This is a genomic window from Pseudoxanthomonas sp. SORGH_AS_0997 (genome assembly GCF_031453535.1).
In the GTDB taxonomy this organism is placed as follows: Bacteria; Pseudomonadota; Gammaproteobacteria; order Xanthomonadales; family Xanthomonadaceae; genus Pseudoxanthomonas_A; species Pseudoxanthomonas_A winnipegensis.
Map to the genome: position 1 here is coordinate 3,068,914 of NZ_JAVIZI010000001.1, position 26,592 is coordinate 3,095,505.

Annotated in this window: 21 protein-coding genes and 2 pseudogenes; 8 read left to right on the forward strand and 15 right to left on the reverse strand. The window is 69.9% G+C overall.

All coding sequences use genetic code 11. The features are described from left to right. Window positions 1-2: 2 nt before the first annotated feature. The gene (locus tag QE438_RS13465; protein WP_306994969.1) at window positions 3-992 is read left to right on the forward strand and encodes a D-2-hydroxyacid dehydrogenase family protein; all 990 of its coding nucleotides are present in this window, start codon (window positions 3-5) and stop codon (window positions 990-992) included. A gap of 86 nt (window positions 993-1,078) precedes the next feature. Here QE438_RS13465 and QE438_RS13470 read toward each other — a convergent pair. Continuing rightward, a pseudogene (locus QE438_RS13470) lies at window positions 1,079-2,449 on the reverse strand (S41 family peptidase); the annotation flags it as partial. Window positions 2,450-2,790: 341 nt separating this feature from the next. Beyond that, window positions 2,791-4,114: pseudogene (locus QE438_RS13475) on the reverse strand (peptidoglycan DD-metalloendopeptidase family protein). Window positions 4,115-4,248: 134 nt separating this feature from the next. Between QE438_RS13475 and QE438_RS13480 the strand changes: the two are divergent. Both QE438_RS13480 and QE438_RS13485 read left to right on the forward strand, forming a co-directional pair. Next, on the forward strand, window positions 4,249-4,929 hold the full coding sequence (locus tag QE438_RS13480) for a hypothetical protein (protein WP_130531974.1): 681 nt from the start codon (window positions 4,249-4,251) through the stop codon (window positions 4,927-4,929). Window positions 4,930-5,145: 216 nt separating this feature from the next. Beyond that, window positions 5,146-6,870, forward strand: coding sequence for a M28 family metallopeptidase (locus QE438_RS13485; protein ID WP_306994967.1), 1,725 nt, complete (start codon window positions 5,146-5,148; stop codon window positions 6,868-6,870). Between the two features lie 72 nt (window positions 6,871-6,942). Here the strand turns inward: QE438_RS13485 and QE438_RS13490 are convergent, their stop codons facing one another. Beyond that, the gene (locus QE438_RS13490) at window positions 6,943-7,668 is read right to left on the reverse strand and encodes a pseudouridine synthase (RefSeq protein ID WP_306994966.1); all 726 of its coding nucleotides are present in this window, start codon (window positions 7,666-7,668) and stop codon (window positions 6,943-6,945) included. Window positions 7,669-8,178: 510 nt separating this feature from the next. Next, on the reverse strand, window positions 8,179-9,552 hold the full coding sequence (locus QE438_RS13495) for an outer membrane protein transport protein (protein ID WP_130531973.1): 1,374 nt from the start codon (window positions 9,550-9,552) through the stop codon (window positions 8,179-8,181). A 336-nt stretch (window positions 9,553-9,888) separates the two neighbouring features. Here QE438_RS13495 and QE438_RS13500 point away from each other — a divergent pair, with 336 nt between their 5' ends. Continuing rightward, window positions 9,889-10,332: a thioredoxin family protein gene (locus tag QE438_RS13500; RefSeq protein WP_307184123.1), complete on the forward strand. Its 444-nt coding sequence runs from the start codon at window positions 9,889-9,891 to the stop codon at window positions 10,330-10,332. Window positions 10,333-10,338: 6 nt separating this feature from the next. Here QE438_RS13500 and QE438_RS13505 read toward each other — a convergent pair whose 3' ends face one another. Genes QE438_RS13505 through QE438_RS13515 form a run of 3 tightly spaced genes read right to left on the reverse strand, consistent with a single transcriptional unit; the run spans window position 10,339 to window position 13,263 of the window. Further along, a complete protein-coding gene (locus tag QE438_RS13505) occupies window positions 10,339-10,935 on the reverse strand; it encodes a class I SAM-dependent methyltransferase (RefSeq protein ID WP_306994964.1) in 597 nt (198 codons plus the stop codon). A gap of 13 nt (window positions 10,936-10,948) precedes the next feature. Then, the gene (gene ubiB, locus QE438_RS13510) at window positions 10,949-12,607 is read right to left on the reverse strand and encodes a ubiquinone biosynthesis regulatory protein kinase UbiB (RefSeq protein ID WP_130521659.1); all 1,659 of its coding nucleotides are present in this window, start codon (window positions 12,605-12,607) and stop codon (window positions 10,949-10,951) included. 26 nt (window positions 12,608-12,633) lie between these two features. Beyond that, the gene (locus QE438_RS13515; protein WP_306994963.1) at window positions 12,634-13,263 is read right to left on the reverse strand and encodes an SCP2 sterol-binding domain-containing protein; all 630 of its coding nucleotides are present in this window, start codon (window positions 13,261-13,263) and stop codon (window positions 12,634-12,636) included. Between the two features lie 390 nt (window positions 13,264-13,653). On the opposite strand from QE438_RS13515, the gene QE438_RS13520 reads away from it, so the two are divergent. Then, a complete protein-coding gene (locus tag QE438_RS13520; RefSeq protein ID WP_306994962.1) occupies window positions 13,654-14,127 on the forward strand; it encodes a GNAT family N-acetyltransferase in 474 nt (157 codons plus the stop codon). Window positions 14,128-14,136: 9 nt separating this feature from the next. Here the strand turns inward: QE438_RS13520 and QE438_RS13525 are convergent, their stop codons facing one another. The 3 genes from QE438_RS13525 to oleC form a co-directional block, all read right to left on the reverse strand. Beyond that, complete coding sequence (locus QE438_RS13525) at window positions 14,137-14,292, reverse strand: DUF1328 domain-containing protein (protein ID WP_130521481.1); 156 nt, start codon at window positions 14,290-14,292, stop codon at window positions 14,137-14,139. Between the two features lie 76 nt (window positions 14,293-14,368). Then, window positions 14,369-15,367, reverse strand: a complete 999-nt coding sequence (gene oleD, locus QE438_RS13530; protein WP_306994961.1) for a 2-alkyl-3-oxoalkanoate reductase — start codon at window positions 15,365-15,367, stop codon at window positions 14,369-14,371. Then, window positions 15,364-17,010 (reverse strand): olefin beta-lactone synthetase, encoded by a 1,647-nt coding sequence (oleC, locus tag QE438_RS13535; protein ID WP_307184122.1) that lies wholly within the window; start codon window positions 17,008-17,010, stop codon window positions 15,364-15,366. Before oleC ends, oleD begins: the two co-directional genes overlap by 4 nt. A gap of 129 nt (window positions 17,011-17,139) precedes the next feature. Here oleC and QE438_RS13540 point away from each other — a divergent pair, with 129 nt between their 5' ends. Continuing rightward, entirely contained in the window at window positions 17,140-17,952 is an 813-nt protein-coding gene (locus QE438_RS13540) for a class I SAM-dependent methyltransferase (protein ID WP_306994960.1), read from the forward strand. Window positions 17,953-18,038: 86 nt separating this feature from the next. Further along, window positions 18,039-18,419 carry a YkgJ family cysteine cluster protein gene (locus tag QE438_RS13545; RefSeq protein ID WP_130521475.1) on the forward strand — a complete coding sequence of 127 codons (381 nt, stop codon included), beginning with the start codon at window positions 18,039-18,041 and terminating at the stop codon, window positions 18,417-18,419. A 101-nt stretch (window positions 18,420-18,520) separates the two neighbouring features. Here the strand turns inward: QE438_RS13545 and QE438_RS13550 are convergent, their stop codons facing one another. Further along, window positions 18,521-19,477, reverse strand: a complete 957-nt coding sequence (locus QE438_RS13550) for an alpha/beta fold hydrolase (RefSeq protein ID WP_306994958.1) — start codon at window positions 19,475-19,477, stop codon at window positions 18,521-18,523. Window positions 19,478-19,595: 118 nt separating this feature from the next. Between QE438_RS13550 and QE438_RS13555 the strand changes: the two genes are divergently transcribed. After that, a complete protein-coding gene (locus tag QE438_RS13555) occupies window positions 19,596-20,336 on the forward strand; it encodes a UPF0149 family protein (RefSeq protein ID WP_306994957.1) in 741 nt (246 codons plus the stop codon). Window positions 20,337-20,426: 90 nt separating this feature from the next. On the opposite strand, the gene QE438_RS13560 is transcribed toward QE438_RS13555, so the two are convergent. The 4 genes from QE438_RS13560 to QE438_RS13575 form a co-directional block, all read right to left on the reverse strand. Beyond that, window positions 20,427-21,596, reverse strand: a complete 1,170-nt coding sequence (locus QE438_RS13560; protein WP_306994955.1) for a Fic family protein — start codon at window positions 21,594-21,596, stop codon at window positions 20,427-20,429. 113 nt (window positions 21,597-21,709) lie between these two features. Beyond that, a complete protein-coding gene (locus QE438_RS13565; RefSeq protein ID WP_130521835.1) occupies window positions 21,710-22,726 on the reverse strand; it encodes a 3-oxoacyl-ACP synthase III in 1,017 nt (338 codons plus the stop codon). A gap of 148 nt (window positions 22,727-22,874) precedes the next feature. Further along, window positions 22,875-23,186 carry a DUF4156 domain-containing protein gene (locus tag QE438_RS13570; RefSeq protein WP_130521836.1) on the reverse strand — a complete coding sequence of 104 codons (312 nt, stop codon included), beginning with the start codon at window positions 23,184-23,186 and terminating at the stop codon, window positions 22,875-22,877. Between the two features lie 327 nt (window positions 23,187-23,513). Continuing rightward, complete coding sequence (locus tag QE438_RS13575) at window positions 23,514-26,378, reverse strand: pitrilysin family protein (RefSeq protein WP_130524631.1); 2,865 nt, start codon at window positions 26,376-26,378, stop codon at window positions 23,514-23,516. Window positions 26,379-26,592: the final 214 nt, after the last annotated feature.

The following is a 26,592-nucleotide window of genomic DNA, read 5'->3' on the forward strand; positions in this document are numbered from 1 at the left end:
CGATGCGCGTCCTCATCGCCGACGATTACCAGCGCGCCACTGCGGCGCTGCCGGCACTGGCCGCGCATGCGCAGGGGCTGGACGTGCAGGTGCTGGGCGCGCTGCCCGAGGCCCTGGAGGCGCGCGCGGCGCTGCTGCAACCGGCCCAGGCGCTGCTGCTGATCCGCGAGCGCACCCGCATCGACGCGGCGCTGCTCGAGCGCCTGCCGCAGCTGCGCCTGATCAGCCAGACCGGCAAGGTCGGCGCGCACGTGGATGTGGCCGCCTGCACCGCGCGCGGCGTGGCGGTGGCCGAAGGCGTCGGCTCGCCGATCGCGCCGGCCGAGCTGACCTGGGCGCTGCTCATGGCCGCGATGCGGCGCCTGCCCGCCTATGGCGCGGCGCTGCAGGCCGGCCGCTGGCAGGACACCGGCGATGCGGTCCTGGGCCGCGCGTTGCACGGGCGCACGCTGGGCGTGTGGAGCTACGGCAAGATCGGCCGCCTCGTCGCCGGCTATGGCCGCGCGTTCGGCATGCAGGTGCTGGTGTGGGGCGGCGAGGCCGCGCGCGCCGCCGCGCATGCCGATGGCGTCGAGGTGGCGGCCTCGGTGGAGGCGCTGTTCGAACGCAGCGACGTGCTCAGCCTGCATCGTCGCCTCGTGCCGGCCACCCGTCATCAGGTCGATGCGGCGCTGCTGGCGCGCATGCGGCCCGATGCGCTGCTGGTCAACACCAGCCGCGCCGAGCTGGTCGCCCCGGGCGCGGTGCTGGCCGCGCTTGAGGCGGGCCGCCCGTGCATGGCGGCGCTGGATGTGTTCGAACACGAGCCCGCGCTGCCGCAGCGCGAGCCGCTGCTGACCCATCCGCGCGTGCTGGCGATGCCGCACCTGGGTTACGTCGAACAGGACAGCTACGCGCTGTACCTGGGCACGGCGCTGGACAACGTGCGGGCGTTCGCCGACGGCACGCCGCGCAATCTGGTCAATCCCGAAGCGCTGACGCGCAACCGCTGATCCCTGCAATCCCCGTGGGAGCCGGCATGCCGGCGATGGGGCCTTCCCGGGAAAGCCTCATCGCCGGCATGCCGGCTCCCACCGAGCTACGGCGTGGCCGGGACTTCGGCCGGCTTGGCCGGCGTGGGGGCGACAGGCTTGGCGGACGCAGGGGCGGTTGGCTTGGCGGCTTCCGGCACCGGCGCTGGCGCCTTCGGTGCGGGCTTGGGCTTGGCGGCGGCCGCCTTGGCCGCGGCGGCCTGCTGCGCGGCCGCGACCGAACCCGGGTGCTTCAACTCGGCCAGCGCCTCTTCGATCGGCTTGTCGCCATTGAGCACATCGCCGGCCGCATAGCCCTCGGCGCCTTCCTGATCGCCGCGCAGGTGACCGGGCAGCTTGGCCTCGCTGTAGTCGGCCAGCGAGGGCGGGATGTCGCGATCGTCCGATTCGTCGGGCTTGAGCACCACATCGGGCACGATGCCGGTGGCCTGGATCGACTTGCCGCTGGGCGTGTAATAGCGCGCGGTGGTCAGCTTGACCGAATCGCCGTTGTCCAGCGGCAGCACGGTCTGCACCGAGCCCTTGCCGAAAGTGCGGCTGCCGATGATGCGCACGCGGTCGTTGTCGCGCAGCGCGCCGGCCAGCACCTCGGCCGCGCTGGCCGACCCGGCATCGACCAGCACCACCACCGGCACGCCCTTGAGGCGATCGCCGGGGGTGGCGTCGAACTTGGCGTCGCTGATGGCGATGCGCCCGCGCGTGGTAACGATGGTGCCCTTGTCCAGCAGGTCGTCGGCCACCTGCACCGCGCTGGTCAGCAGGCCGCCCGGATTGCTGCGCAGGTCCAGCACCACGCCCTTGAGCGGGCCCTTGGCCTTGAGCCCGTCGACCGCCTTCTGGAAGTCCGCGCCGGTGTCGGCCTGGAAGGCGCTGATGCGGATGTAGCCATAGCCCGGCTCGAGCAGGCGCGAGCGCACGCTGGCCACGCGGATGGTCTCGCGGGTCAGGGTCTTGTCGAAGGGCTTGGCGAGCTTGTCGCGCACGATGGTCAGGGTGACCTGGGTGCCGACCTTGCCGCGCAGCGGCTCCATCGGATCGTTCATGCCGCCCAGCGGCTTACCGTCGATGGCCACGATGGTGTCGCCGGACTGCAGGCCGGCGCGCGCGGCCGGCGTGCCGTCGATCGGCGAGATCACCTTGAGCGTGCCGTCGGGCTGGGCCAGCAGCTCCACGCCGACGCCGTCGTAGGCGCCGTTGGCCTGCTCGTCGAAATCCTTGGCGTCTTCCTTGTCCAGGTAGGCGCTGTGCGGGTCCAGGTCCAGCAGCAGGCCGCGGATGGCCGAGTGCATCAGCTTCTCATCGTCCACCGGCTCGACGTAGGCCTGCTTGACCGCGTTGAACACCGAGACGAAGCGGCGGATTTCGTCCAGCGGCACCTCGGAGGTCTTGGCCTCGGTGCCGTCCGGATCGTCGCTGGAGGGGACGGCCGGGGCGTCCTCGTCGCTGTCCTGGGCCGCCGGCTTGGCCGGCGCAGCGGCCGGCGCGGGCGCGGACTGCGGCGTGTCCTGGGCGGCGGGCGCGGGCCTGTTGGGCCAGGGCCGGCGCGATCGCCAGCAGCAGGGACGACAGCAACAGGGACACACGCATGCGGCGACTCCGGGTGGATCGTGAGGGACCTAACGCCCCGGATTATGCGGGAAGCGGGAGAAAGGAAAGCGCAGCGGGCGAGGCGGCGTCAGGCGCGCGCAAGCGCAGGAGCAGCGCGTGCTTGCGGCGGCACCGGCTCACCGCGCGCTCCGCTTCACTGGCTGCTCTCCGCTCAGCGCCGCTGCAGCCACGCCCCCGGATCCACCGGCGAGCCGCCCTTGCGCAGTTCGAAGTACAGCGCCGGCGTGCCCCAGCCGCCGGAGCTGCCGACCTTGGCGATGGGATCGCCCTTCTTCACCACCGCGCCGGCGTCGCGCAGCAGCGCCTCGTTGTGCGCATACAGACTCATGTAGCCGTTGCCGTGGTCGATGATCAGGATCATGCCGTAGCCGGTCATCCACTCGGAGAACACCACCGTGCCATCGGCCACCGCCGAGACGGTCGAGCCCACCGGCGCGCCGATCAGTACGCCCTGGCTGGTGCGGCCATCGGGCAGCTGCCCGCCGAAGCGCGCCAGCAGGTTGCCCGAGGTCGGCCAGCTCAGGCCGCCGACCTTGAGCGCCGGCGCGCTCGCCACCACCGGCGGCGGCGGGGCGACCTTGCGCGGCGGCGGCGGCGGACGGCCTTCCGCCTTCGCTTCGGCGCGGTCCTTGGCCGCCTGTTCGCGGGCGGCAGCCTCGCGCGCGGCCTGCTCGCGCCGCGCGCGCTCGGCGGCGGCGCGGCGTTCGGCCTCGGCCCGCGCGGCGGCCGCGCGCAGGTTGGCCAGCAGGGTCTCCAGGGCCTTGGCGTCGCGGCCCAGTTCCTGGGCCCGGTCGCTGCGGTCCTCGTAGCGCTCGTCCAGCTGGGCGACCAGTTGGGCCTGGGCACTGCGGTCGCGCTGCAGCTGAACCACTTGAGTCTGCTGGCGCTTGTGGGCGTCCTGCAGCGCAGCGCGGCGCGCGCCTGGATCTCGCGCTCCAGCGTCTGCAGCTCCTGCAGCTGGCCGGTGAGCGCGGCGATCTTGCCGGCCACGTCGCCCTGCACGTAGCGGTGGTAGACCATGGCGCGGTTGGCGTCGACCACGCTGTCCTGCGACAGCAGCACCTTCAGCGGTGCGTTGCTGCCGGCCATGTAGGCCGCGCGCAGCAGCTGTTCCAGCTCGGCGCGCTGGCCGGACAGGCGCTGCTGCATCTGCGCGCGCTTGTCCTGTAGCTGCGCCAGGGCGGCCTCCTCCTTGCGCAGCGCGGCCTGGGTCTGGGTGAGCTGGCGGCTGGACTGGCCGACCTGTTCATCGGCCGCGCGCAGCTTGCGCGAGGCCTCGCCGCGCTTGCCCTCCAGGTCGCGGCGCTCGGCGGCGATGGACTTGAGCTCCTTGCGGACGGTCTCGAGCTTCTTCTGGGCTTCCTTCTGACTCTGCGCCCAGACCGGTGCGCAGGCGCCCGCGGCCAGGACCAGCAGCGCCGCCAGCGTGGCGCGGCGGGCAGGCGTTGAGCGAGACGACTGGGGCACGGATGCATCTTCGACGACGGAGCAGGCCCCGATTGTAGCCAGGGCCGCCGTCGCATCCTGTCCGGGCGCCTTCCGCGCGTTTAAACCCTGGGCACGATGGGCGCATCCAAGCCCGTACATCACCCGCACAGGAACCGCATCCATGACCGTCTCGTTCTCCCGCCCCGCCTTGGTCGCGCTGGGCATCGCCCTGGCCCTGGCCGCCAGCGGCGCATCGGCCCAGCAGTCCATCGACAAGGTCCTGGGCAGCATCACCGCGCAGTCCGGCCAGGCCTACGGCGACCTGGAAACGGTCAACGGCAGCATCACCATCGAGGCCGGCGCCACGGTCAAGGAAGCCGGCACCGTCAACGGCTCGATCAAGGTCGAGGACAAGGCCGTCACCGGCGACCTGGAGACCGTCAACGGCAGCCTGAGGCTGGGCCGCCAGGTCACCGTCAACGGCAGCCTGGAGACCGTCAACGGCAGCGTCTTCGTCGACCAGGGCGGCAAGGTCGCCAAGGGCATCGAGAACGTCAACGGCGCCATCGGCATCGTCGGTACCGAGGTCGGCGGCAGCATCGAAACGGTCAACGGCGATCTCACCGTCGGCGCCGGCTCGCACGTGCGCGGCGGCATCAAGATCGAGCGCAACCAGGGCTGGTCGAGCCGCAAGCAGGAGGGCAACCCGCCGCGCGTGATCATCGGCCCCAACGCGGTGGTCGACGGCGCGCTGGTGTTCGAACGCCCGGTCAGGCTGTACGTGCATACCAGCGCCAAGATCGGCCCGGTGACCGGCGCCACGCCGATCGCCTACAGCGGCAACACCGCGCCGACCGAGTAAGCGGCGCCTGCCGCGTCCCCGTTCCCGGCGGGGACCCCGTGCCTTGGCCCTCTCTCTCCAAGACCACGGGGTTCCCGCTTCCATTGCGACTACCGGTTCGCCTCCGCCCCAGGCGGACGTCCCGCGCGGCCCTGTCCGGATCGACAGGCGCCGCGCGCCGAGGATCGGCCCAGTCTGGCTAGAATCCCGGGTTCCCGTTCACCGCAAGGAACCCGCATGTCCCGCACGCTGCTGCTGGGCCTGGCCACGCTGACCGCGCTGGCCGCCTGCAAGAAGCCGGACGCGCCGCCGGCGCCCGCCGCCTCCACGCCCGCCCCCGCCCAGGCCGCATCCGCGCCTGCGCCGCATGCCTTCTCGCCGAAGATCGATGCCGGCGATTTCGGCGAACTGGTCAAGACGCTGTCCTCCGACGCCTTCGAGGGCCGCGGCCCCGGCACGCCGGGCGAGGACAAGACCGTGGCCTACATCACCGAGCAAATGCAGCGCATCGGCCTGAAGCCCGGCAACGGCGACAGCTGGACGCAGGACGTTCCGATGGTGGAGACCACGGCCGATCCTTCGACCACGCTGACCATCACCGAGGCCGACGGCAGCACGCAGACGCTGGCCTTCGGCGAGCAGATGGTGATCGGCACGCGCACCGGCAAGCCGGAGATCGACGTCAAGGACAGCGAGCTGGTCTTCGTCGGCTACGGCGTGGACGCCCCCGAGCGCAAGTGGAACGACTACGCCGGGAACAAGAGCTGGAAGGGCAAGACCGTGGTGATGTTCGTCAACGACCCGGGCTTCCACACGCACGATGAAAGCTTGTTCGACGGCAAGCGGATGACCTATTACGGTCGCTGGACGTACAAGTTCGAGGAAGCCGCGCGCAAGGGCGCCGACGCGGCGATCATCATCCACGACAGCGAGGGCGCCAGCTACGGCTGGGACGTGGTCAAGAATTCCTGGGCGGGCAAGCAGTACGACCTGCCGGCCGCCGATGATCCGTCGCCGCGCATCCCGGCCCAGGGCTGGATCACCGGCGAGGTGGCGCGCACGCTGTTCGCCAAGGCCGGGCTGGATCTGGACCAGGCCTACAAGGACGCGTCCAAGCCCGGCTTCAAGCCGGTGCCGCTGAAGGCCAAGCTGTCCTTCGACCTCAAGAGCACGATCGGCCAGGCCAAGTCGCGCAACGTGATCGGCGTGCTGCCCGGCAGCAAGCGCCCCGACGAGGCGGTGCTGTACATGGCCCACTGGGACCATCTGGGCAAGCACGACAACGAGGACGGCGACAACATCTACAACGGTGCGGTGGACAACGCCACCGGCGTGGCCGGCATCCTGGAGATCGCCGATGCCTTCGCGCATCAGGAGCCCAAGCCTGAGCGTTCGGTGGTGTTCCTGGCGGTGACGCTGGAGGAGTCGGGCCTGCTGGGTTCGAAGTACTACGTCGCCCATCCGACCTTCCCGCTGGACAAGATCGCCGGGGTGATCAACATCGATGCGATGTCGGTGGCGGGCAAGGCGCACGATGTCACCGTGACGGGCATGGGCGCCTCGCAGCTGGAGGACCTCCTCAAGCCGCTGGCCGCCGCGCAGGGCCGCACGCTGCACGCCGAGGCCTCGCCGCAGAACGGCTCGTACTTCCGCTCGGATCACTTCAACTTCGCCAAGGCCGGCGTGCCGGCGCTGTACGTGGATGGCGGCGAAGACCTGATCGAGGGCGGAGAGGCCGCCGGCAAGGCCGCCGCGAAGGAGTACGGCGAGCAGCGCTACCACTCGCCCGCCGACGAGTACGACCCGGACACCTGGAAGCTGGACGGCACCATGCAGGACCTGGAGCTGGTCTACGGCGTGGGCCGCGAGCTGGCCGGTGGCGACCAGTGGCCCAACTGGTACGACGGCAATCCGTTCAAGGCCGCGCGCGATGCGATGATGAAGGCGCCGGCCAAGCGATAGGCCCGCGGTTCGAGTCGAGGAAAAGGCGCCGCACGGCGCCTTTTCCTTTTCCGCCGATGAAAGCCCTCGTGCTCAGCGCGCGTCGTGGTCCCAGCCGAACAGGTCCAGGGCGCGCATGAACTGTGCATCCAGCGGCGCCAACGCTTCGATGCGCGCACCGCTGTGCGGATGCAGGAAGGCCAGCCGGCGCGCGTGCAGCAGCATGCGATGCACGCCGCGCATGCGGAAGGCGCGGTTGTGCCGGCCCTCGCCGTGGCTGGTGTCGCCGATCAGGGGATGGAAGGCGTGCTTGAGGTGGCGGCGGATCTGGCGGAAGCGCCCGGTGTGCGGACGCGCGCGCAGCAGCGCGTAGCGCGAGGTCTCGAAGCCGCCGGACGGCACATTCAGTTCGCCGCTGGCCAGGCGCACGAATCCGGTCATGGCCGGCTTCTTCTCCGGCTTGCCCGGGCCGCCGTCCAGGGCGTGGTCGATGGTGAACTCGGCTTCGGGCCAGCCGCGGCAGACGGCCAGGTAGTCCTTCTCCACCTCGCGCGACATGAAGCCCTGGCCGAGCACCGAGGCGGTGTCGCGGTCGAAGGCCACCAGCAGGCAGCCGCTGGTGGCGCGGTCCAGGCGATGGATCAGGAAGATCGGCCGATCCAGCTGCGCGCGCAGCAGATCGGCCAGGAACACCTCCTCGCCGCGGGCCAGGCCGCTGTCGTGGACCATCAGCCCGGCCGGCTTGTCGACCACGGCCAGATGGGCGTCCTGGTACAGGAGGGCGATGGGCGGCAAGGGCGACTCGGAAGCGAAGCTCATCGCGCCATTGTCCTCGGCCCACTGGCGTGGCGCGAGTCGGGTTGTCCGGCCATCGAAAAATCCTTACAGAATGCCGCCGCGACCCCGTGGGAGCCGCCATGGCGGCGATGAGGCTCTACCGGGAAAGCCGCATCGCCGCCATTGGCCGAAAAGGCCACAAGGGCAGCTCCCACCTGTAGAGCGGAGCTCGCTCCGCTGCTCTTCGTTCAGTTCGTGGGAAAGGCCCCAGCGGAGCAAGCTCCGCTCTACAGACAGACCACTGCGAAATGCGAGGGGACAGTTGCTCCCACCGAAGGATGGAGGCGCGGCCTATCCTCTCCCACCAAAGAATCGGCCAGGAATGACGACTGAGCCGAGGCGCGCGCCCGGTCGGGGCGAAGCTGGCTACCGAAGTGTGGGGACCAGCCCCGCACTCCAGCGAAGACCCAATCCAACAAAAAGGGCGATGCCGGATGGCATCGCCCTTATGATCGCCAGGACGTCCAACGCCCCGGCGCATGCGGCCTGTGCTTAGAAGTGCAGGCCCATCTTCACGCCCACGGCCATGGCGCTGTTGTCCTTGAACTCGCCGGCGTAGCTGTGCGCGCCGGTTTCGGCGGTGGCATCGCCCAGCCAGAAGTACTTCACGCCGGCGCTCAGGTCGATCTTGGGCGTGGGGCTGTAGCGCAGGCCGACGCCCACGTTCCAGTAGCCGTCCGTCGGGCCCAGGGTGGTCACCGGGTTGCCGGCGCCGCCGTCCCAACCCACCGAGAACGAACCTGACACCGTTTCGGTCAGCTTGCGGCCCAGGCCCAGGTTGGCCGACCACTGGTCCTTGGAGTAGTCGACCAGATTGAAGCCGTCCGGCTTGCCGATCAGCGGGCCGACGGCCTCGGCGAGCTGGCCGAACTGGGCCGGACGCACCGCGAACTTGGACCACTGCACCCAGCGCACGTTACCGAACAGCACGGTGTCGGCCATGATGCCGGTCTGGAAATCCAGGTTGACCGACTGCGGCGTTGTGATCGAGGTGGTGCCGCCGCTCAGGCCGCCCAGCGAGCCCAGCGTCCCGGCCAGCGCCTGACCGGTGGCCGCCGGGAGGCGGCCGGCCAGCACCAGCTGCTGGATCAGGCCGGCCAGCTGCGCGCGGTTGGCGCCCAGCGCGGTGACCAACGGCATGGACTCGTTGGCGTTGATGTCGTAGTCGATCTCCGAGCGGTAGGTCAGCGAGACCTGCAGGGCGATCTCCGGCTTCTGGTAGGCGATGCCGGCCAGCCAGCCCCAGTCGCGCTTGGACGGGATCGACAGGTCGTAGCCGTTGAAGGCCGAGTAGGTCGAACCGCGCAGCGACACCTCGCCCTTGATCTCCTGGTACACGCCGCCGGCGTAGAGGTTCCAGTTCTCGGTCGGCTGGAAGCCCACCAGCGCCGACAGGCTCTTGGTGCGCACTTCCACGTCGGTGTCGCCGGTGATGCCGGCATTGAGGCCGTAGGCGGCCAGCTGGCCGTTGCTGACGACGCTGGGGCCGGTCACGATCGGCAGGCCGCTCAGCACCACGTCGCGCGGGTTGGCGGTGAAGGCATTGGCGCCGTGGTACTCGGCCGACGCGCCGAAGGGCTCGTCGTAGATGAAGCCGAAGGAAAACTTCTCGGTGGGCTGGAACTTGATCGCGCCGCCGACGAAGTTGTAGCTGTTGGCCACGTTGCCGGTGTCGGTGCCGTTCTTGTCCTTGCCGTCCACCTTGGGGTTGAGGAAGCTGCCGCCGTACTCGGCGTAGTTGCCTGGCTTCAGGAACGGCGCGATGGACTGGCCGGAGCGGTCAAGCGCCGAGGCGAAACCCGCCCCGCTGGCGGCGGCGCAGATGGCGCCCACGGTGATGGCCAGCGCATTCTTCTTGTTCAACATGTATCCCCTCCGGATCCACGAGTTTGTCGTTGTCTTGCATGCCGATCGGCACGCGTCCTTGATTCATTTCATCTGCAACTTGTTCGACCGCGGCGTGCCTAGCCCTCGCCGTACGCCACGGTACGGGGCCATTCTGGCCCAGCGGGACTGCGCAGGCTACTTACAAGAACAAAAGATTTACATTTTGGGCTTCGACTTTAGTCGTAGGACGCGGCATGCCCGCCCTCGCCACGCCGCGTTCCACGCATGCGTGCGCTGGACCATTGACGCCGGGGACCCGGTCCGCCAACCATCGCCGTTCCCTTCCCCATTGGCCCGTCCACCATGAAGCGCTTGATGCCGACCCTGCTGTTGCTCGCCGCCACCGGCGCCGCCCTGGCCACCGACCTGCCCTACAACCCGCAGGCCAACGCCAAGGCCGAGGTCGCCCAGGCGCTGGCCGCCGGCAAGCAGGCGCACAAGCCGACCCTGCTGATCTTCGGCGCCAACTGGTGCGGCGACTGCCGGGCACTGGATACCTCGCTGCACAGCGAGAAGAACGCCGCGCTGGTCAACCAGCACTTCGAGGTGGTCAAGGTCGATGTGGGCAACTGGGACCACAACCTGGACATCGCCAACACCTACGGCAACCCGATCGAGAAGGGCATCCCCGCCGCGGTCGTGGTCTCGCCCACGGGCAAGGTCGTCTACACGACCAAGGCCGGCGAGCTGGCCAACGCCCGCAAGATGAGCGACGAAGGCATCTACGACTTCTTCAGCAAGGTCGCCAAGGGCGGCTGAGGACGCTCAGTCGGGCGCGCGCACGGCGACCAGTTCGCCCTTGCCCACCGGCAGGAGGGCGCAGGTCAAGGCATCGTCCGCGCGCAGCATGGTCTCGAACGCCGCCAGTTCGGCAGCGTGCGAGATGGCGTTGTCCACCACCAGCGTGCCGCCGGGGCGCAACACCCGGCTCAGATCCGGCCACCAGGCCGGATAACGGCTGCGGTCGGCGTCGAGGAACACCAGGTCGGCCGACGCCGTCTGCGCCGCTGCCAGCCATCCACCCGCGTCGTCCTGCACCGAAGTAATCGTCGCGGCCAGGCCGCTGCGCGCGAACGTGGCCTGTGCCAGCTCCCACTTGTCGGGCGCGAATTCCAGCGTGGTGACCTGCCCTCCGAGGGCCGCGGCCGCTTCGGCCAGCCACAGCGTCGAATAGCCGTTGGAGGTGCCGATCTCCAGCACCCGGCGCGCCTGGGTGGCGCGCACCAGCACCGCCAGGAACTCGCCGGTGTCCGGCGTGATGTTGAGCATCCGCGCGCCACGCGCCTGCTGCACGGCGTCGTTACGCTCGCCGTGGGCGAACAGCTCGGCCTTCAGGGCCTGCAGCGAGGCGTCGGCGTGCACCGTCTCGGCGCCTTCAGCGCCGCAGCCAGGCCGACAGCAGCGCCAGGGTGCCCAGCGCGCCGGTGAACCAGGTCCACAGCGGCACGCCCCACAGGCTGGGGCCGCCGACGCCGAAGGCGTGCAGCACCGCGGCCACCACCAGCAGGCCCGCGCCGCCGATGGCGGTGACCACGCGCCGCTGCAGACGCTGCAGGGTCAGGTTGAGCGCGGCCAGGTCCTTCGAACGCATCGACAGCTCATGCTGGCCATCGACCTGCTGCTTGAGCCAGGCATGCACCAGTCGCGGCATGTCCGGGGCATGGGTCATGATCTCGGGGATGCGCTTGCGCAGCTCGTTGATCGCATGCAGCGGGCTGTAGCGCTTGACCAGGATGCGCTGCAGCACCGGCTTGGCCACCGCCCAGATGTCCAGCTGCGGATCGAGCTGGCGGCCGACGCCTTCGATATTGAGCAGGGTCTTCTGCAGCAGGATCAGCTGCGGCTGCAGGGTCAGCTCGTACTTCTGCGCGGTGCGGAACAGCTTGATCAGCACCTGCGCCAGCGAGATCTCCGACAGCGGCCGGGTGAAGTACGGCTCGCACACCGCGCGTGCGGCCGCCTCCAGCTCGTCGATGCGCACGGTGGCCGGCATCCAGCCGGCCTCGACGTGCAGCTCGGCGATGCGCCGGTAGTCCTTGTTGAAGATGGCCATGAAGTTCTCGGCCAGGTAGTACTGGTCCTGCTGCGAGAGCTGGCCGACGATGCCGAAGTCCAGCGCGATAAAGCGCGGGTCATCCTTGCGCAGCGGATCGGGATCGACCCAGATGTTGCCGGCGTGCGCATCGGCGTGGAAGAAGTTGTCGCGGAATACCTGCGTGTAGAACACGCGCACGCCCTTGGCCGCCAGCGCCTTGCGATCGATGCCGGCCGCGTCCAGCGCGACGATGTCGTCGGAAGGAATGCCGACCACGCGCTCCATGGTCAGCGCGCGCTCGGCGGTATGGGTCCAGATGATCTCCGGCACGTACAGGTCGGGCGAGTCCTGCCAAAAGCGACGCATCACGCTGGCGTTGGCGCCCTCGCGCTGCAGGTCCAGCTCGGCGGCGAGCGTGGCCTCGATCTCGGCGACGATCTCCTTGGGCCGGATCTTGTCGGCCGACGGATGCGCGTAGTCCACCAGCGCCGCGCCGGACTTGAGCAGCGCGATGTCGCCGGCGATCTGCGCCTCGATGTCCGGGCGCAGCACCTTGACCACCACCTCGCGGCCGTCGTGCAGCGTCGCCGCATGCACCTGCGCGATCGAGGCCGAGGCCAGCGGCGTGGTGTCGAAGTGGGCGAAGGCCACCTCGATCGGCACGCCCAGCGCCTGCTCGACGATGGCCTGGGCGCGCTGCCCGTCGAAGGGCTTGACCCGGTCCTGCAGCAGGGTGAGTTCCTGCGCCACGTCCGGCGGGATCAGGTCGCGGCGGGTGGAGAGGATCTGGCCGAACTTGACGAAGATCGGCCCCAGCTCCTGCAGCACCAGGCGCAGGCGCGCGCCGCGGCTGAGCGCGGCCACGTCGTCGCGGGCGCGCGGCACGAACGGACGGGCCAGCCTCAGCCACGGGCCGGCCGGCGTGTCCTCCAGCAGCGCGTCCAGGCGGTAGCGGATCAGCACGCGGCCGATCTTGTTGGCGCGCACGGCGGCGCGCACGCTCTTCATCCCCGGCCACGCCATGCTCATGCGCGCGCCGCCAGGCGCGACAGGCGCGCGGCCAGGCGCTCGACATCGTCGCGTAGGCCGTCGACCTCGTCGTGGAAGGCTTCCAGCTCGGCCTTGGCGACCACGTCGCGCGATTCCTCGGTGACGAACTCAGCGGCGCTGCCGGCCAGCTCGCTGCCGGTCTCGCGCAGACGCAGCAGGGTGGTGCGCAGCGCGCCGGCGATCTGCACGCCCAGCACCGGGCCGAATACGCTCACCAGCGGCTGCGCCCAGTCCGGGTCGAAGCGCTTGGCCAGCGTCTGCAGGCGCCGCGCCAGGTCGGCATCGCCGGACACGCGCAGCTTGCCGACCGGCGCGGCATCGTCGCGGCGCAGGAACGGCAGCTGGCCCAGCAGGCCGCCCAGCGTGCTGCGCACGGCCAGGTCCGGCTCGCTGGCCGGATCGACCGGCCCCACGTGCAGGCGCTGGGCCTCCACGGCGATCTCCAGCGCCAGCGGCGGGGAATCCAGCGCGATGGCGATGCGTCGGCCGGCCAGCGGCGCCAGCGCATCGCGCGTGTCCGGGTCGAGCGCGACGGCACGGTTGAGCGCGGCTTCCAGCGCGCGGCCGGCCAGCGGTTTGAGGGCATCGAAGGGGGTGGGCGACATGGCGGGCATTCTAACCGGGGGATGCGCACGGCCCGTGGGTGAACAAGGGTTGCCGGAGCATTCGAGATGAAATGGAAGCGATGCGAGGCCGAGGCAGGGCCGACGCACCCGCCCTGACGCGCAACTCAAGACAGGCAAGCCACACGAAAACTGATCCTCAACAGGGCTTCCCAGCTGAGTGACTTCAGCTTCCCATGCCCAATGCTGTGCAGCGGCCAGCCCCCGGGGCCATGCTGTGCGCCCCCGAGCAGCAGTGGAACGATCAATGGGCAACGCACACGTGAAAAAGTGCTTCAAAGGCATTTGGGCTTTACGCGTCTTGGCATTTCAGCGCTTTGCATGCGCCAACCGCGAGCTTCGCAGCGCGGGGCTGTGCAAGTGAGCGAGGCCATGCCACTGCGAGACGTTGCCCCGACCGATCTGCCGGCCCTGCTGGCGCTCAACAACGCCCATGCCGCGGCCCTGTCCTGGCAGACGCCGGGGCAGTTCGCGCAACTGATCGGGATGGCCTGCTTCGCCCGGACCTGTGGCCAGGCCGATGCCTTGCTGATCGCGCTGGACCAGGACGCGGCCTACGACAATCCGAACTTCGCCTGGCTGTCGGCGCGCTTCGAGCGCTTCGTCTACATCGACCGGGTCGTGGTGGCCGAACACGCGCAGGGCCGCGGGCTGGCCGGCGCCCTGTACGAAGCGTTGAAGCAGCAGGCGCGCCTGCAAGGGCAGACGCGCCTGGTGTGCGAGATCAATCTGGACCCGCCCAATCCTGGCTCGGTCGCCTTCCACCAGCGACTGGGCTTCGAGCAGGTCGGCCAGGCCGATCTGCCCAGCGGCAAGCGGGTCGGCTATTTCGCCTGCCCGCTCTGACGCGGTCGCCTACGCTTTTTTGCGGAAGAACGAGATCACGGCCAGGATCAAGAACACCACGAACAGGACCCAGGCGATGCTGGAGGCGGTTCCGGCGATGCCGCTGAAACCCAGCACGCCGGCGATCAGCGCAATGACCAGAAAGACGATGGCGTAATGAAGCACGGCGGTGATTCCTTGTGGCGCGCCGGATCGGCGTGCGACCAGCCTGTGGCCTGGCGCATCGCGGCCGCGTGAGGATTCAGCCGGATTCGCTCCACGCGCTCTTCAGGCGGGCCAGGCCCTCGGTCATCGACACGCGCGGCACGTAGCCGAAGTCGCGCCGCGCCGGCTCCATGCTGTACCAGTGCGGGGTGCACAGCTGCTCAGCCAGGAAGCGGGTCAGCGGCGGCTCGCCCTTCAGCGGCAGCGCCTTCCACAGCAGTTCGCAGGTCGCGCCGATGCGGTAGGCGGTCTTGAACGAGAGCGACTTGCGCACCGGCGGCGTGCCGGTGGCGGCCAGCAGCGCGTTCAGGACCTCGCGCATCGGCCAGGGCTCGCCGTTGGAGATGAAATAGGCCTTGCCGGCGCAGACCGCGCCCGGCGCCAGGTGATCGAACGCGTCCAGATGCGCCTGCGCGGCATTGTCGATGTAGGTGGTGTCGACCTTGTTCATGCCGTCGCCGACCAGGCGCAGGCGGCCGCTGCGCGCGCGCTCGACCAGGCGCGGCAGGATCTGATGATCGCCCGGCCCCCAGATCAGGCGCGGACGCAGCGCGATGGTGGCCAGCGAGGCGTCGTTGGCCGCCAGCACGCGCTGCTCGGCGATGGCCTTGGTGGCCGCGTAAGGCGCCTGGAAGTCCTCGCCGTAAGGCACTTCGTCGGCGCTCAGGCCTTCGACCGGATGGGTCGCGCGATGGGTGACGCTGGGCGTGGAGGTGTACACCAGCCGCGAGGTGCCGTGCGTGCGGCAGGCGGCGATGACGTTGTCGGTGCCGACCACGTTGGCCTGGTGATAGCTGTCGTAGCTGCCCCAGGCGCCGGCCTTAGCCGCGTTGTGGAAGACCGCATCGACCCCGGCCACCGCGTGGCGGACCGCATGCGCATCGGCCAGGTCGCCCTGGATCTGGCCCACGCCCATCGCCGCCAGCGCCGGGTAGTGCCCACGCTGGAAGCTGATGACCTCGTGCCCGCGTTCGAGCAGGCCGCGGCACAGCGCCTGGCCGAGGAATCCACCCCCTCCGGTGACCAGCAGCTTCATGCGGGTATCGCTCCTTGTTCGGCGGCCCAGATCGCCAGCTTCTCGCGGCCGATCTTGGCGTTGTGGCGGATGTCCACCGGAAATCCCGGATGGCGCAGGAAGGTGGCGATGCCGCGCAGATGCGCGTGGCGCTGGGCGATGGCGCGCAGGTCGGCGGCGACGGCGTCGGCGCGCTGCGGCGAGACGCCGGGCAGCAGTTCGAAGCACAGCACCGGCACCTGCGCGCCCGGCGTCCCGACGCCGACCAGCGCGGTGCGGCGCACTTCGCCGTGCACGTTGAACACCGGCTCGGCCTGCTCGGTGTAGAGCGGGCCGGCGGCGGTTTCCACGCGCTGGGTCTTGCGGCCGCAGAACCACAGTCGGCCCTCGGCATCGAAGTAGCCGACATCGCCCATGCGATGCACCACACGCGTGCCGCCATCGGCCAGCGTCTCGCGGATCTTGGCGCTGCGCGTGGCGGCGTCGCGGTTGAAGTAACTGTCGGTGGCGGTCGGGCCGGCGACGGTGATCTCGCCCACCTGGCCGGGCGGGAGTTCGCGCACGCCGTGCCACTCGGGAATGGCCGCATCGTCGATGGCGATGATGCGCACCAGGTTGGGCTCGACCGGGCGGCCGACGCAGGTGCCGGCGCCGGCCTCGGTGGCCTGCCGGGTGGCGTCCAGTTCGCGGCCTTCGATCACCGCGACCGGCAGGCACTCGGTGGCGCCGTAGGGCGTCCAGAACTGGCCATCGTCCGGCAGCAGCGCGCGGATCTTTTCCACGATGTCCGGCGGCACCGGCGCGCCGGCGGAGGTCACGCGCTTCACCGTCCGCAGCGGATGGCCGTACTCGGCCAGCACCCGCATCAGCGCGGGCGAGCCGAACAGCTGGGTCACGCCGAAGCGGCGGATGGCCGCATGCAGCTTGGCCGGATCGGCCTTGGCCGGGCGCGTGGGGTCCATGTCCGGGATGACGCTGGTCAGGCCCAGCGCCGGATCGAACAGCGCGAACGGCGGAAAGGTCGGCAGGTCCACGCCGCCGGGCACCATGCCAAACGCCTTGCCTAACAGGTCGATCTGGCCGACGAAATGCCGGTGCCGGTACACCACGCCCTTGGGCACGCCGGTCGAGCCGCTGGTGAACAGGATGCCGGCCACGTCCTCGCCGTCGGTGGCGGCCAGCTGCGGGCCGGCGCCGGCGCCGTCACGTTCGACCTGGGCCAGGGTGACGCCGCCCCAGCCCAGCCGGGGGCCGACGGTGATGATCCGGGTCGCGCTGCGCGCCCAGCCCAGCAGCAGGCGCGCGGCCTGCGCCAGCGGGATGCCGATGAAGCCTTGCGGCTGCGCCTCGTCCAGGCACTGCTTCAGCGCGCGCCGGTCGATGCCCGGATCGACCAGCACCGGCACCGCGCCGGCCTTGAACAGCGCGAACATCAGCAGGAAGAACGCCGGCGAGGGCCGCACCATCACCACCGTGCGCGTGCCGCGGCCGATGCCGTGCCGGGCCAGGCCCGCGGCGATGGCGTCGCTGCGCGCGTCCAGCTGCGCATAGGTCAGCGCGATGTCGTAGCGCCCGCCGCGGCCCGGGCAGCGCAGCGCGATCTGGTCGGGGCGCTCGCGCGCCAGTTCGGGCAGCCGTGCGGCGATGTTGCAGACGGTGGTCATCGCGCCATTGTCGCCGATGGCGCTGCCGCGCACGCCGTCGCCGCTGCGCGCGGATCGCGGCAGCCCATGGCGCACGACCGGGCGTTTGCACACAATGGCCGCAGGCGCCCCCTTCGCGGTAGACCGACGATGCACGCATCGACCACCTACACCGCGGCGGAAGGCGCAGGCTACGAGCGCAACATGGGCCGCTGGAGCCGCCAACTCGCGCTGGCCTTCCTCGACTTCGCCGGCACCGGCACGCGCGAACGGGTGCTGGACGTCGGCTGCGGCACCGGCGCGCTGTCGGCGCAGCTGCTCGCCCGCGAGGCGTCCTGCGAGGTCCATGCCGTCGACCTCACCCCTGCCTACGTCGCCCACGCGCACCGGCATCTGCCGCCGCCGCGCCCGGCCCTGGCCGTCGGCGACGCCTGCGCCCTGCCGTATCGGGACGGCGTGTTCGACCGGGTGCTGTCGCTGCTGGTGCTGCACTTCGTCCCGCAACCCGCGCAAGCCGTTGCGCAGATGGTGCGCGTCGCCCGGCCCGGCGCGACGGTGGCGGCGGCCGTGTGGGACGCCCGCGGCGGCTTCGTCGCCGGCCGGATGTTCTTCGACACCGCCGCCGCCCTGGACCCGGGCGCGGCGCAGCAGCGCGCCCGCAACTTCACCCGGCCGACGACGCGGCCGGGCGAGCTGGCCGCCGCCTGGCGGGAAGCCGGCCTGGTCGAGGTCAAGCAGACGCAGGTCGGCATCCGCATGGCCTTCGACGACTTCGAGGACTACTGGAGCCCGTACCTGGGCAAGGACGGCCCCGGCGCCGCCTACGTGGGCGGCCTCGACACGGCCGCGCGCGCAAGGCTGGAAGCGGCCATGCGCGCGGCCTATCTGGACGGCGAGGCGGACGGCCCGCGCGCCTACGCCGCGCTGGCCTGGGCGGTGAAGGGCCGGGTGCCGCTCGCCTGAGCCAGGCGCAGCGCTTGCGCGCGGCGGCGGTTCGGGCAGAATCCGCGCCCTTGTCCGACCTCGCCGCGCGCCGCCCGGCAGCCCCCATGCATCCCTGCCTCAGCTGCGGCGCCTGCTGCGCCTATTTCCGCGTGAGCTTCCACTGGAGCGAGGCCGAGCCGACCCTGGGCGGACACGTCCCCGTCGAACTGACCGACTCGCTGCGCACCCACGAGCGCGTCATGCGCGGCACCTCGCAAAGCCATCCGCGCTGCATCGCGCTGGACGCGGACATCGGCCGCTACAGCCGCTGCACCATCCACGACCGCCGCCCTTCGGTGTGCGCGGCGGTGCCGGCGTCGCTGGAGTTCGGCCAGCGCAGCGCGCAATGCGACAAGTCGCGACTGGCGCACGGCCTGCATGCGCTGACCGAAGCCGACTGGATCGGCGTCAGCGACATCGAGCGCAATCCGCTTCCCGCGGACTGAGAAAACCTCAGCCTTGTGGGTGGTGGGAGCCGCCACGGCGGCGATGGGGCCTTACCGATAGAGCCCCATCGCCGCCGTGGCGGCTCCCACCGAGCGCACCGCTAGGCGATCCCAGTCACCGGATGCGCATCGAGGAAGGCGCGGATCTGCGGCACCAGCACCGCGTGCTTGTCTTCCAGCACGTAGTGCCCGGCATCCTCGAAGGCGGCCAGCTGCGCCTGCGGCAGCGCCTGGCGGAAGCCATCGAGGAAGTGCCGGTCGAACACGAAGTCCCGCAGCCCCCAGCCGATGAAGGCAGGCCGATCGGCGAAGGACGGCAGCGCACGTCCGGCGGCCTCCAGCAAGGGCCAGGCGCGATCGGCCGGCGAGAGCGGGATGTCCTGCATGAAGCGCACGGTCGAGATGCGGTGCGCCCAGCTGTCGTACGGCGCCACATACGCCCGACGCACCTCGGGAGGCATCTTCCTCTCCACGCCCACGCGCGAGGCGCCGCCGGAGAAGGCGTTGAATGCGCGGATGAGAAATGCGCCGAACAGCGCGTCGCGCCCCAGCGCGATCTGCCACGGCATCGCCTTGGCCGCCGGCAGCGGGAACGCGGCGGTGTTGGTGATCACCAGCCGCCGAACCTGCGCCGCATGCGCCAGCGCCCAGCCGAAGCCGATCATGCCGCCCCAGTCGTGCACCGCCAGCGTCACCGGCGTGGCATCGTCGATGCCGGCATGCCGCAGCAGCGCCTGCAGGTCGTCCACGCGCGATTGCAGGGTGTAGTCGTAGGCCGGCGGGCGGCCGTGCGCATCGGGCCTGCCGTGCGGATGGCGCAACCCGCCGCCGTCGTCGGGCTTGTCGCTCAGGCCCATGCCCACATGGTCGGGCACGATGCAGCGATAGCGATCGCGCAGGCCCGCCACCAGATGGCGCCAGTAATAGCTCCACGACGGATTGCCGTGCAGCATGACCACGACTTCGCCCTCGCGCGGGCCCTCGTCCAGGTAGTGCAGGCCGATGCCGGGGCGCACCTCGAAGCGGTGGCTGCTGAAGTCGTAATCGGGGAAGCGCACGCGGGTCTTGAGGGGCGTTTGCGGGTGCGCATTGTAGCGGCCGGCCCCGCGCCACGACACGCGCGTCCCCGATGCGCTCTACCATGCGCCTCCTCATCGTCCCTGTGCCGCCTCCGCCATGTCCACGCCCACCACTCCCCCCGCCTACCTCGACGACGCCCAGATCGAGCAGCTGTCCGATCTGCTCGACCAGCGCGCGGTGCCCTTCAAGGGCTTCAATCTGGAGGCGCTGGACGGCTTCCTCTCGGCGCTGGCCGTCTCGCCGTCCACGGTGCCCGTGGAGGAATGGCAACCGGTGGTCTGGGGCGGCAAGGCGCCGCGCTGGGACGACGCGGAGGCCGCGGCGCAGGCCCAGTCCCTGCTGATGGGCCACTGGAACATGGCCAGCGCGCGCACCCGCCACGACGAGGACAGCCTGCCCGACCACCTCGCGCCGCTGCTGTGGCTGCCCGAGGACCCGGAGCTGACCGGCGAGGAGGCCCTGCACGAGGACGAACTGGACGTCGGCCACGACTGGGCGCTGGGCTTCTTCACCGCCGTGGAGCTGCGCGAGGCCGAATGGGACCAGTGGCTGGACGAGAACGAATGGATCGAGGAGATCTTCGACCAGCTCGATCGCCTGGCCAGCGGCGAAGCGATCAACCCCGACGACCCGAGCGCGCCGGGCACGCCGATCGGCTATCAGGAACGACTGGCGATCGTGGCCAGCCTGCCGGGCATGCTGGCCGACCTCAACCACCACCGCGTCGACGCCCTGACCCCGCGCACCCCCATCCGCCGCGACACCGCCCCCGGCCGCAACGACCCCTGCACCTGCGGCAGCGGGAAGAAGTACAAGAAGTGCTGCGGCGCGCAGTAAGCGCGGCAGCGTTGCGTAGGTGCGGGCAGCGAGCTGCCAGGCATTCGATTGCGGAGGTCGTGGTGGCTCAACGACAGGCGCTGGGTGCGCTCACAATGGCTGTGCGCCTTCGCTGAGGATGTTCAGGTAGCGCTGGTAGGCGAAAACGCGGTGGCGTTGCTGTCCGGTCAACTCGTTGACGATCTCCAGGTCTTCCAGCGCGCGTACCGCCGCGCGGATGGTCGGGCGACTCAGCGCCAGCCGCGGGGCGACCTGGGGCACGGTGAGCACCACGCGCCGAGCGAACTGCTCGAACACCAGGCCGACATTGCCGGCGCGCTGGCCCAGGGCGGCGATGCGGGCCCGATCGCGGGCCAGCAGCGCCAGCAGGCGCTGCGCGGTGTCCACGGCCTGCTGCGCGGTTTCGGCCACGCCGTCGAGGAAGAATCCCAGCCAGCCCTCCCAGTCACCGCTCACGCGCACTGCGTTGAGTCGATCGTAGTAGTCGGCGCGGCGGCGCTTGAAGTACAGGCTCAGGTACAGGCTAGGGTCGCGAAGCACGCCCTCGTTGCACAGGATCAGCGTAATCAACAGGCGACCGAGCCGCCCGTTGCCGTCGCTGAAGGGGTGGATGGTCTCGAACTGCACGTGCGCCAGCGCTGCCTTGACCAGTGGCGGCATCTGTCCGGGCGGCGCATGCAGGAATCGCTCAAGCGCGGACAGGGACTCAGGCAGCGCTTCCGGCGGTGGCGGAACGAAATGGGCCAACGCAGGCGAGCTGCCTCCGACCCAGACCTGACCTTTACGAAATTCGCCCGGCTGCTTGCCGGCGCCACGCCCACCCTTGAGCAGCAGCGCGTGCATTTCGCGGATCAAGCGCAACGACAGCGGAAAGTCGTCCTCGCGCATGCGGCGCAGGCCGTGGTTGAGCGCCGCCACGTAGTTGGAGACTTCCTCGACATCGTCGATGGGCACACCCGGCGCTGCGTCCACTTCGAACAACAGCAGGTCCGAGAGCGAAGACTGCGTGCCTTCGATCTGCGAGGACAGCAAGGCTTCCTTGCGGACGTACTGGTAAAGGAACAGCTCCGGGTCGGGCAGCATCATGGTGATGCCATCCAGGCGCCCCAAGGCCTGGTCGGCCCGCTCTTTGCGCGGCACCAGGTCCGCCAGGGAAAAATCCAGCGGCGGGCTGGGCGGCAATGGATCAGGCACGAAGGCCTGATAACGGCTCCCAGCGAGGGAGCCGGAGACGTAATGCCCGGTCGTCTGGCGCGCCATGAAATTTTCCTTGGAGGCGGAGTTCACCGCCTCAAGGAAATTTATACGCCGTATTTTTACCTAAGAATAGCGTGGCGCCAGGGCAAGGAAGATCCCTGCCTTGGCTCCGCGCCTCACCACACCACTTCGGCCATGGTGCAGTTCAGGCCCGAGCCGATGCCGAGCAGGGCGATGCGGTCGCCCTTCTTCAGGCGGCCCAGCTCCTTGAGCTTGCTCAGCACGATCGGCACCGAGGCCGGGCCGATGTTGCCGTGCTCGCCGAAGATGGTCATGACCTTCTTCGGGTCGATGCCGAAGGTCTTGATGAAGGCCTGGGTGTGCGGCTGGCTGACCTGGTGGATGATGAACTGGTCGATCTCGTCCACCGCCCAGCCCAGCACCTGGCGCGCGGCCACGAAGGTCTTCTGCGCGAGCTTCATGCCCTCGATCAGCAGCATCTTGGTGTCGGTGACCATGCGGTCCAGATTGCCGCGGCACAGCTTGTTCCACTCGGTCGCCGAACGGGTCACGCCGCCCTTGTAGACCGGCGCGTCGGGCACCAGCTCGCGGCGCGCCATCACCATGGCCACCGAGCCGCAGCCCAGGGTCAGGGCGGCCAGCTCGTCGCGGAACTCGGCCTCGGTGACGTTGGGCGCGGTCATGCGCTCGAGGGTCTTTTCGTAGACCAGGTTGGCGGTCTCGCCGTCCACGACCAGGGCGTACTCGATCTCGCCCCGCTCGATCATGCGCGCGGCGATGTCCATGCCGTTGATGAAGGCCAGACAGGCATTGGCCACGTCGAAGGCCATGCAGTGGTCGCCCACGCCCAGGTTGCCCGAGACGATCGAGGCCGTGGACGGCTCCAGGAAGTCGCGGCTGACCGAGGTGTTGACCAGCAGGCCCAGGCGCTCGGCACCGATGCCGGCATCGATCAGCGCCTTCTTCGCCGCCAGGGTGGCCGCATCCGAGGACTGCACCTCGTCGTCCCACAGGCGGCGCGCGTGCACGCCGGCCACGTCGTTGAGCACGTCGGTGCGGATGCCCAGCCGGTCGAAGGTCGGCTGCAGGCGTTCGTTGATTTCCTTGGAAGTCAGCACATGCGGCGCATCGACATGCGCCAGTCCCGCGATGGAGACGTTCTGGAAAAGCATTGGACGAGTGCCCAGGCTAGAGGCGAAGGGGCGCCAAGGGTAGCGGTTTCCCACCCTTAACGCATCTTTGACGCAGCGCGCAATGCCGCGTGCGCGCGCCTTACGTCGCCGTACGGGCTCGTATCGTGAACGTATTCAGTCAGAACTGTCAGCGGCAGCGCAGTCCGACGAAGCGCTGCTCGCCATCGGTGGGCGCGGTCAGGGGCTGGATGGCGTCGGCCTGCAGGGTCAGGGCCTCGTTGCGGGCCAGGGTCTCCAGCTCGTCGCGGACCTTGAGTTCGTTGCGCTCGTAGAAGGCCACCTTGTCCTTCACCGAGACCGAGATCTCGCCCAGCTTCTGGCAGCTGCTCGGCGTGCCGGCCGGCAGCACCTTGATCGCGCTGGCCTGCGGGGTCAGTTCCACCCAGGTGCAGGCGGTCAGGACGGGCAGCAGGGCGGCGGAAAGGACGAGCAGGCGCATGGGAGCTCCGGTCGAAGGCAAGGACGGATGGAAGGCCTGCATGGTGCCGCAGCCTGGATGAATGGGGAAGGCGAAAACCCGGGTGCGCGCGCGCCCTGTAGAGCGGAGCTTGCTCCGCTGGGGCTTTTCCCATGAAGCGAACGAAGAGCAGCGGAGCAAGCTCCGCTCTACAAAGAGGCCGCAGCCTGACCTGAGAGAAAGTTGCTTCCAAATCAAAGAGGTGCCGCAGAAAGCCCCATAGAAGCGCCTGCGGAAGGCTCCGCCAGCAAGACAAAGCCCCGGCCCGCACTGGGCGGACCGGGGCCTTGGGTCACGCAGCGCGGCGGCTTACTTGCCCGTCACCGGCTTGCCGTCGGCGTCGACCACGCTGACCTCGCCCAGCTTCAGCGCGCGCACCGGGGCCTCGATCTTGGACAGATCGCCCACGATCACCCAGGTGAGCGCGTTCGGATCGATGCCCTTGGCCGCGGCGTTGGCCTGTTCGGGCGTAAACGCGGCGACCTGCGCATTGCGCACCTGCACCCAGTTGTCCGGGCGCCCGTAGCGCACGATGCTGCCGATGGTGCCCATCACCGCCGAGGCGGTCTCGTAGGCACCGGGCTGGCTGCGCAGTTCGTTGGCCACGACCTTGTCGACCTCGGCCTCAGTTGCCGGCGCCTTGCCGGTGGCGTAGTCGGCGATCTCGCGCTGCATCTCGGCCACCGACTCGGCGGTCTTGTCGATCTGCACCGGCGCGATGGACAGGAACGGGCGCTGGCCCAGTGCGCCGGCCAGTACGGTGCGGGCACCGTAGGACCAGTGCTTGTCCTCGCGCAGGTTCATGTTCAGGCGCGAGGTGAACGAGCCACCCAGGATCTCGTTGCTCATCTCCAGCTTGACCGCGCCGGGATCCTTGCTCGAAGGCAGCAGCTCGCCGGCGTAGATGTTGGCCTGCACCGCGCCGGGCTGGTCGATCAGGTACACGCGCGGCTTGGCCGGACGCTTGGCCTGCGGGATGTCCACGCCGGCCTTGGCGACGCCCTCGCCCTTCCAGTCGCCGAAGTACTTGTCCAGCACCGGCACGATCTGCGCCAGCGTGGTATCGCCGACCACGATCACCGTGGCCTTCTCCGGACGCAGCCACTGCTGCTGGTAGTTCAGCAGGTCCTGGCGGGTGAGCGAGGTGATCGCCGCTTCCGTGCCCGAGCCGGTGAACGGGATGCCATAGGGATGCGTGTCGCCGTACAGCAGCGGCGGCAGCACGCGCAGCGCGGCGGTCTGCGGACGCGCCTTCTCCTGGGCGATGCCGGCGATCCACTGCGCCTTGACGCGGTCGATCTCGGACTGCTCGAAGCGCGGCGCGCGCAGCATGCTGGCGAACAGACCCACCGACGCGTCCAGGTTCTCCTTGAGCGCCGACAGCGAGGCGGTGGCGCCGTCGAGCGAGGCGCCGGATTCCAGCGACGCGCCCAGTTCCTCGGCGCGCGACTTGAAGGCCAGCGCGCCCAGATCGCCCGCGCCTTCGCCCAGCATCTTGTTGGTGAAGCCGGCCGTGCCCAGCTTGCCGCCGTGGTCGCTGGCGTAGCCGCCGTCGAAGTCGTAGGCGATGTCCACCACCGGGATCTCGTGGCGCTCGGCCAGGACCACGGTGCTGCCGTTCTTGAGCGTGGCCCGCTGCAGGGCCGGGAACTTCAGCGCCGGGAAGCTCTCCACCTTGGGCACGCCATCCTTGCGGTCCACGGTGCTGGCCAGGGTGGTGTACTTGGGATCGGGCTTGGGCGCGTTGAACGGCGTCGGCTTGGCGGAAGGCTCTTCCACCAGCGGCGTGCGCGTGCCCGGCTTGACCACGAAGGTGTGGCTGGGATTGCCCAGCCACTTGGCGGCCGCGGCGCGCACGTCGGCCACGCTGGCTCCCTCGATGTTGGCCAGCGACTCGCGGAAGCAGCCCGGATCGCCGGTGAAGGTGGCGCACGAGGCCAGGGCGTCGGCCTTGCCGCCGAAGCCGCCGATGCGCTCGATGCCGCGGATGAAGCCGGCGCGGTAGTTGGTCTTGGCGCGGGCCAGTTCCTCGGGCGTGGGGCCCTGCTTGATCAGGCGCTGCAGCTCCTCGTCGATGACCGCCTCGACCTTGGCCGGATCCACGCCCTTCTTGACCAGCGCGTTGACATAGAAGTTGCCGCCCAGCTGCGAGCCGTAGTTGGCCGTGCCGATGTTGTCCACCAGCTTGTCCTGGTGGGTCAGGCGCGCGTCGAGCCGCGAGCTGGCGCTGCCGCCCAGCACGTCGGAGACCAGGTCGAGCAGATCGGCATCCCTGGTGCCGAACTGCGGCACGTTCCACATGCGCCGCACCATCACCTGCGGCACCTTGTCCTCCAGTTCGGTGCGGCCGGACTGCTTGAGCACGGCCACGTCCACCTTCGGCTGGGCCATGGTCGGCGTGGCGGGAATATCGCCGAAGTACTTGGCCGCCTTCTCCTTGGCCGTGGCCAGGTCGATGTCGCCGGCCAGCACCAGCACGGTGTTGTTGGGCCCGTACCAGGTCTTGAACCAGGTCTTGACGTCGTCCAGCGAGGCGGCGTTGAGATCGTTCATCGAGCCGATCGTGGTGTGGTGGTACGGGTGGCCCACCGGATACATCGTGCGCGCGATGACCTCGCGCAGCTGGCCGTAGGGCTGGTTTTCGCCCTGGCGCTTCTCGTTCTGGACCACGCCGCGCTGCTCGTCCAGGGTCTTCTGGTCGATCGCGCCGACCAGATGGCCCATGCGGTCGGACTCCATCCACAGCGCCATGTCCAGCGCGGTGGTGGGCACGTTCTCGAAGTAGTTGGTGCGGTCGGTGTTGGTGGTGCCGTTCATGTCGGTGGCACCGGCCTGCTCGAACGGGGCGAAGAACTCGCCCGGCGCGTTTTCGCTGCCGTTGAACATCAGGTGTTCGAACAGATGCGCGAAGCCGCTGCGGCCGGCCGGCTCGTCCTTGCTGCCCACGTGGTACCACAGGTTCACCGCCACGATCGGCGCCTTGCGGTCGGTGTGCACGATCACGCGCAGGCCGTTGGGCAGGGTGAACTGCTCATAGGGGATGTCGACCTTGGCCGGGGCGGTCGCCGTGGTGGCCGGTGCCTGGGCGACGGCGCCGGTGGCCACGCCGCCGAGCAGCGCGGTGGAAAGGGCCAGGGCCAGCAGGCGGATCTGGGGACGCGTCGAAGTGCGCATGGAACTCCTTGTGGATGCAGTGCCCGCGGCGGCGCGATGCCGAGCGGGTAGACGAGGAACAGCCCAGCGATGCTAGGCGCGGGCGCCGGTGTTTTCACTAGGCCACAAGCCATGCGGGCGCTGACGATGGCGACAGCCGCAGGCGCGCCGCCTGCCGGCGCAAGGGTTCTGGACGGGATCGGGGTGTTCGCCCCCTGCCCGTCGCAGGTTCGAC

Excerpts from the sequence above, each read along its gene's own strand:
- QE438_RS13480 (WP_130531974.1), top strand. The coding sequence starts at position 4,249 with ATGACCGTCTCGTTCTCCCGCCCCGCCTTGGTCGCGCTGGGCATCGCC.
- QE438_RS13560 (WP_306994955.1), bottom strand. The coding sequence starts at position 21,596 with ATGGCGCGCCAGACGACCGGGCATTACGTCTCCGGCTCCCTCGCTGGG.
- QE438_RS13575 (WP_130524631.1), bottom strand. The coding sequence starts at position 26,378 with ATGCGCACTTCGACGCGTCCCCAGATCCGCCTGCTGGCCCTGGCCCTT.
- oleD (WP_306994961.1), bottom strand. The coding sequence starts at position 15,367 with ATGAAGCTGCTGGTCACCGGAGGGGGTGGATTCCTCGGCCAGGCGCTG.
- QE438_RS13540 (WP_306994960.1), top strand. The coding sequence starts at position 17,140 with ATGCACGCATCGACCACCTACACCGCGGCGGAAGGCGCAGGCTACGAG.
- QE438_RS13565 (WP_130521835.1), bottom strand. The coding sequence starts at position 22,726 with ATGCTTTTCCAGAACGTCTCCATCGCGGGACTGGCGCATGTCGATGCG.
- QE438_RS13515 (WP_306994963.1), bottom strand. The coding sequence starts at position 13,263 with ATGTCGCCCACCCCCTTCGATGCCCTCAAACCGCTGGCCGGCCGCGCG.
- QE438_RS13485 (WP_306994967.1), top strand. The coding sequence starts at position 5,146 with ATGTCCCGCACGCTGCTGCTGGGCCTGGCCACGCTGACCGCGCTGGCC.
- oleC (WP_307184122.1), bottom strand. The coding sequence starts at position 17,010 with ATGACCACCGTCTGCAACATCGCCGCACGGCTGCCCGAACTGGCGCGC.
- QE438_RS13490 (WP_306994966.1), bottom strand. The coding sequence starts at position 7,668 with ATGAGCTTCGCTTCCGAGTCGCCCTTGCCGCCCATCGCCCTCCTGTAC.
- QE438_RS13555 (WP_306994957.1), top strand. The coding sequence starts at position 19,596 with ATGTCCACGCCCACCACTCCCCCCGCCTACCTCGACGACGCCCAGATC.
- QE438_RS13500 (WP_307184123.1), top strand. The coding sequence starts at position 9,889 with ATGCCGACCCTGCTGTTGCTCGCCGCCACCGGCGCCGCCCTGGCCACC.
- QE438_RS13520 (WP_306994962.1), top strand. The coding sequence starts at position 13,654 with ATGCCACTGCGAGACGTTGCCCCGACCGATCTGCCGGCCCTGCTGGCG.
- QE438_RS13570 (WP_130521836.1), bottom strand. The coding sequence starts at position 23,186 with ATGCGCCTGCTCGTCCTTTCCGCCGCCCTGCTGCCCGTCCTGACCGCC.
- QE438_RS13545 (WP_130521475.1), top strand. The coding sequence starts at position 18,039 with ATGCATCCCTGCCTCAGCTGCGGCGCCTGCTGCGCCTATTTCCGCGTG.
- QE438_RS13495 (WP_130531973.1), bottom strand. The coding sequence starts at position 9,552 with ATGTTGAACAAGAAGAATGCGCTGGCCATCACCGTGGGCGCCATCTGC.
- QE438_RS13465 (WP_306994969.1), top strand. The coding sequence starts at position 3 with ATGCGCGTCCTCATCGCCGACGATTACCAGCGCGCCACTGCGGCGCTG.